The sequence below is a fragment of the Actinoplanes sp. NPDC051633 genome (assembly GCF_040681735.1).
Lineage (GTDB): Bacteria > Actinomycetota > Actinomycetes > Mycobacteriales > Micromonosporaceae > Actinoplanes.
This window is the reverse complement of record NZ_JBFAZH010000544.1, coordinates 1-5,198: the sequence shown is the minus strand read 5'-3', so window position 1 is coordinate 5,198 and position 5,198 is coordinate 1. Positions and strand designations below refer to the sequence as shown.

At 72.5% G+C, this 5,198-nt stretch carries 6 protein-coding genes; 1 reads left to right on the top strand and 5 read right to left on the bottom strand.

Annotated elements, in window-relative coordinates:
• Positions 1–304, bottom strand: a 304-nt coding sequence (locus AB0M20_RS26155; protein ID WP_364302505.1) for a M24 family metallopeptidase, incomplete at its 3' end; no start/stop codon positions are given.
• A gap of 76 nt (positions 305–380) precedes the next feature.
• On the opposite strand from AB0M20_RS26155, the gene AB0M20_RS26150 reads away from it, so the two are divergent.
• Positions 381–647, top strand: coding sequence for a helix-turn-helix transcriptional regulator (locus tag AB0M20_RS26150; RefSeq protein ID WP_364302503.1), 267 nt, complete (start codon positions 381–383; stop codon positions 645–647).
• 39 nt (positions 648–686) lie between these two features.
• On the opposite strand, the gene AB0M20_RS26145 is transcribed toward AB0M20_RS26150, so the two are convergent.
• From AB0M20_RS26145 to AB0M20_RS26130, 4 genes are read right to left on the bottom strand one after another with little or no spacing between them, the layout of a single operon-like run.
• Positions 687–1,919 (bottom strand): glycosyltransferase family 4 protein, encoded by a 1,233-nt coding sequence (locus AB0M20_RS26145; protein WP_364302501.1) that lies wholly within the window; start codon positions 1,917–1,919, stop codon positions 687–689.
• On the bottom strand, positions 1,916–3,085 hold the full coding sequence (locus tag AB0M20_RS26140; RefSeq protein ID WP_364302499.1) for a glycosyltransferase: 1,170 nt from the start codon (positions 3,083–3,085) through the stop codon (positions 1,916–1,918). Before AB0M20_RS26140 ends, AB0M20_RS26145 begins: the two co-directional genes overlap by 4 nt.
• Complete coding sequence (locus AB0M20_RS26135) at positions 3,082–4,098, bottom strand: hypothetical protein (protein WP_364302497.1); 1,017 nt, start codon at positions 4,096–4,098, stop codon at positions 3,082–3,084. The genes AB0M20_RS26140 and AB0M20_RS26135 overlap by 4 nt, the downstream gene beginning before the upstream one ends.
• A complete protein-coding gene (locus tag AB0M20_RS26130) occupies positions 4,095–5,105 on the bottom strand; it encodes an MFS transporter (RefSeq protein WP_364302507.1) in 1,011 nt (336 codons plus the stop codon). Before AB0M20_RS26130 ends, AB0M20_RS26135 begins: the two co-directional genes overlap by 4 nt.
• Positions 5,106–5,198: the final 93 nt, after the last annotated feature.

Genomic DNA, 5,198 nt, shown 5'->3' with positions numbered 1-5,198 from the left:
CCATGTCGATGCTGAGCACGTCACCGTCGCGCAGCACATAGTCGTGGGGCAGGCCGTGCAGCACCGCGTCGTTGACCGACAGGCACAGCACGTTGCGGAACGGGCCGCGGCCGAACGACGGGGCATAGTCCCAGTAGCAGGATTCGGCGCCGCGTTCCTTGATCCGGCGGCGGGCCAGGTGCTCGAGGTCCATCAGGTTGACACCGACCGCGGCGACACCGCTCAGCTCGGCCAGCAGCTCGCCGACGAATCGGCCGGCCACCGCCATTCGGCCGATCTCGTCGGCGGACTTGAGCTCGATCACGACACCCTCCCTCTCCGTACCCGGTATTTTTATACCACGTCGGTTCGCGGAGGCTCCGGCGGGATATCCTGCTGGCATGGTTCGCCAACCGCTCACCGCCGAACAGATCGCAGCAGGCCGGCGCCTCGGAGTCGCCCTCCGCGCGGCGCGGGCCGGGCGCAGCCTCGTCGAGGTGGCCCTGGCGGCCGGCATCTCCCCCGAGACGCTGCGCAAGATCGAGGCGGGCCGCCTCCCGGCACCGGCGTTCGGCACCGTCGTCGGCCTCAGCCAGGCTCTCGAGGTGCCCCTCAGCGACCTGGCCGACATCTGGCTGGCCGACGTGGCCGTCGGCCAGGCCTCCTAGGCGGACGGCTCAGGAGACCGGGGTCGGCTGACCGGTTGCCTAGCGCTTGATCGAGGCCTGCGCGAGCGTCGCGGCGTTGAAGTCGTCGCGGCGCTGCGTGCCGCGGCGGGCCTCGAGGCGGCGGTTCACCTTGTACGCCACCAGCCCGGCGCCCGAGCGCAGGCCGTCCACGACCCCCGGCCGGCGCTCGGCGACCGCGCGCCGATAGATCTCCACCTGGGTCCGGGCGGCCTGCTGCAGGCTGAACCGCTCGACGGCGAGGTCACGGCCGAACTGGCCGAGCTTGTCGCGCAGCGGCGCGTCGTCGAGCAGGCGGGTCAGGTGTCCGGCCAGCCGGTCGGCGCCACCGGTGCCGTCGCCGAGGCCGTACCAGCCCTGTTGCAGGAACAGGTCCACGGTGTCCGGGGTCAGCAGCTCCCAGAAGCCGCGCTCGCCCTGCACGACGAGCGGCCGGCCGAACGACAGCGAGCGCAGCGCCGACCCACCCATGCCGAGCATCACGTCGGCGGCGGCGTACGCGGGCCGCGGATCGCGCAGCTCCCCGGTGAGCACGACCGCCCGCCGCCCGGCACGGTCGTTGGCCGCGGCCGCGCGCCGCTCGACCTCGTCGCGGGCGGTCCCGTCGCCCACCACGGTCAGCCGGACCGGCCGGGCGGCGGCGAGCTCACCGATCACGTCGATCGCGGTGAGCACGCCCTCCAGCTTGAGCTCGGGCACCAGCCGGCAGACCACGCCGATGTCCACGACCGTGTCGTCGCGGTCCAGTCCGTAGGTCCGCCGGAACTCGTCGACCGGATGGTCGGGCGCGTTGGCGTCGACGTCGACCGGCGGCTCGATGAGATACACCGGGCCGGGCCGGAGCGCGGCGGTGTGCTCCTGCAGCGCGCGGGTGCCCACGACCAGCGGCATGGTGCGCGGCAGGAACGGCGCGATGGCCATCGACATCACCGTGCACACGGCGGCGCCCCGGGTGCCGAACGTGCCGGCCGCGGCCTCCAGGGCGGGCGGCCACTCGTACCCGTGCACGATGTCGAACTCGCGGGAACGAACCAGCGCCCGCAGGCCGCGGGCGACCGACGGCGACGGCCGGCGCCGCTCGGCGGGCAGCGGCACGTGCTCGAGGCCCAGCTTGGTGACCAGCTCGACCAGCCTGCCCGGCTCACCCACCACGGCCACCTCGTGGCCGAGGTCGCGGACCGCGCCGGCCAGCTCGATGGCGTTGAGCTGGCTGCCGCCGATCTCCATGGCGTGCGGGTAGACGAGGATCTTCACGCGGCGGCTCCCTTGGTCAGCGCGGCGAGGCCGGCGAGGGCTCGGGCCCGGTTGGTCCAGCTGTGCCGCGCCGCGAAGGCCCGGCGGCGCCCGGCCAGGTCGTCGGTGCGGGAATGGCCCAGTGCCTTGACGGTGGCCTCCGCGAACGCCTGCGGGCCGGCCGCGACCGTGATGAGGTCGGTGCCGAGCCACTCGTTGGCGGGCAGCGGGGTGGCGATCACGTCCCGCCCGGCGGCCAGGTATTCCAGCGTCTTCAGCGGGAAGCTGGCCCGGTTGAACGCGGTGTCCGCATACGGGGTGAGGCCGACGTCGATGACGCGCAGATAGCCGGGCAGGTCGGCGAACGGCTTCGGCCCGGTGTGCCGGACGTTCGGCCGGGAGGCCAGCGCCGTGAACCGCTCGGACTGGTAGCCGGGCGCGACCGGTCCGACGATCAGCAGCGAGGAGCCGGTGTCGGCCACCGCCTCCAGCAGGTCCAGGTCGATCCGGTCGTTGACGTAGCCCACGAAACCGGCGACCGGGCCGGACAGGATGGCGTCCGCGGGCACCTGCGCCTCGTCGACCCCGGCGTACGCGCCCGGCGCGCACCCGTTCGGCAGCATGGTCGCGGCGTGGCCCATCTCGGCATACTTGTCCACCAGGGACTGGGAGACCACGGCGATCGCCTCCGCGCGGTGGAGGGTCGCGGCCTCCTGCGCGGCCAGCCGGTCACGGGGGATGCCGATCAGATCGGCGCCGGCCACCAGATCGTCGGTGGCGTAGAACACCGTGCGTCGTGCCGGCACCGCGTGCAGCAGATCCTCGACCCGGGTGCTGACGAGCGCGGCGACCGGCCGGTCCCCCGGGCCGCAGAGCTCGTCGACGGCCTTGCGGATGGCACGGCGCATCAGCGGCGGCATCAGAAGATGGGTGCCCGGGCGGTACATGCCGGGCGCGACCCGCGGCGAGAGGCGGGCCAGCCCGGGCCGCACGGTGGTGAGCGTCGGCTGGTCCCGGGCGATCTCCGGGTTGCGCAGGCGGGTCAGCGCGGATGTCGGCGGGTCGACGAAGAGGACCGGGGTCAGCCGGGACAGCTCATCGGCGATGTGCCGGTCGGTGCCGGCCGGGCCGTCGTACGGCGTGCCGGCCAGGTAGACGAGCAGGTCCTCGCGCGGGATCTCGGTCATCGGACCACCGCCGGCGACCAGGCGTCGTGGATCAGCGTGCGGGGCGCGCCGGAACCGTCCGCCGGCACCGCCCACACATCGCTGGTGGCCGTGCCCGGTGCGTCGCGCGGGAGGCCGTAGACCACGGTCTTGTCGTCGAGCCACTCGACCTGGTCGTCGACGCTGTTGGTTTCGGCGAGCATGGTCTCCTGCTTGGTCCGCAGGTCGTAGACGGCGAGCCGCCACTTCCCGGCCGGTAGGTCGCCGTGCTTCTTGAACGCGACGCGGGTGCCGTCCGGCGACAGCGACGGGCATTCGGCGTCGCCCCGCAGCGCGGTTACCGTCCGCTTCGTCAGGCTGCCCTCGACCAGCCAGGTCTGCTTGTTCGAGGCCGCGGTGGCGTAGAACTTGTCGTCGTCGACGAAGGTGACACCCCACAGGTTCTTGTCCGCCCGCGTGACCACCTTGCCGTCGACGACGAGCGTGAACTTCTCGATGTCACCCACCACCTCGCCATCCGTGCGCGTCACCAGCGTCCGCGTCGAGAACTGACCGGGATTGGCGTACGAGTCACCGAAGACGAACGTGGTCGTCGCGGCCAGCGAGCCGTCGCGGGACAGCCGGGCGCGGCTGGGCAGCCCGGTCAGCGGCAGATCCCGCTGCGGCGTCCAGGAGCTGTCGAGCAACTGCGCCCTGTAGGTGGTCACCAGCCCACGGTCGGCGGACAGGCAGATCGCGTCCGCCGCGGTGGCGTACACCCGCTCGCAGTCGGCCGGGGTGAACGTACGCGTACCGTCCGGAGCGCTCAGCGGCACCACCGCGACGTGACCGTAGTCCGCGCCCAGCGCGGTGTTGCGGAAGACCAGGTGCGGCTGGGTCCGCAGCGCGGCCAGATCCCCGCCCTTCGCGACCGCCGGCGCCGCGGCGAGCGCCGCGCTCTGGTCCTGCCGCGCCTTCCACACGTAACCACCGGCGCCGACCAGGGCGACCACCAGGATCGCGGCGAGCAGCGTGACCCGCAGCCGGACCGTCACGCCGCGACCTCCGCCCGGTCGATGCCGCGCAGCAGCCAGGCCGCCACCGGCACCGCGGCGGCAAGCAGAGCCCCGAAGAGCAGCAGCGACCGGCCCGGGCCCTGGACTGCCCACAACAGACCGAAGCAGACCGAGGACGTGAAGCGGGCCAGTGCCACGACGGTCTGCGCGGCCGCGATGCCGCTCCCCCGTGTCTCGGCCGGGACCAGCTTGCTGATCAGGGCCGGCAGCACGCCGTCGGTGGTCGCGTAGAAGACGCCGAGCAGCAGCAGGACGACGATCGTCAGCGCGGCCCCGCCGGCCGGCAGCGCGGCCAGCAGGTAGCAGGCGAACAGCGCGCCGTGCCCGGCCACCAGCACCTTGCCGCGGCCCACCCGGTCGGCGAGGCGGCCCATCGGGATCGCGAGCGCCAGGTAGGCGATGTTGGTGCCCACGTACAGCAGGGGGAAGTAGACCGCGGCGAAGCCGTCGCGGTCCTGCAGTGACAGGTAGAGGAAGCCGTCGCCCACGGTCAGCAGGCCCAGGATGCCGGCGGCGATCAGCGGGCGGCGCAGCTTGCGGCCGCTGATCTCTCGCATCGCGCGGCGCAGGCCCACGCGGGCGGTGCCGGCGGCGGTGCGCAGGTTCGGCACGAACAGCACCAGGACCGCCACACCGACGAACGCGAAGGCGGCCGACACCACCCAGATCGACTCGTAACTGCCCGGCACGGCGGCCAGCAGCGCGAAGGCGACCAGTGGGCCGATCGCGGCGCCGATCGTGTCGAGGGTGCGGTGCACGCCGAACGAGCGGCCCAGCATGCTCGGGTCCGACGACTCGGCGATCAGCGCGTCGCGCGGCGCGGTGCGCAGGCCCTTGCCGAGCCGGTCGGCGGTGATGACGGCGGTGATCGCCGCGAAGCCGGCCGCGGGCAGCATCGCGAGACGGCTCAGCGCGGACGCGCCGTACCCGAGAACCGCCACCCACTTGGGGTGCCCGCCGCGGTCGCCGGCGTAGCCGCCGGCGATACAGTTATGGCTTTACTGTTTGATGAAAGTGAATGGGGAAAATTAAATAGAAATACTAAATATAAATTTAAAAAGATTTTTAAAGAAATATCT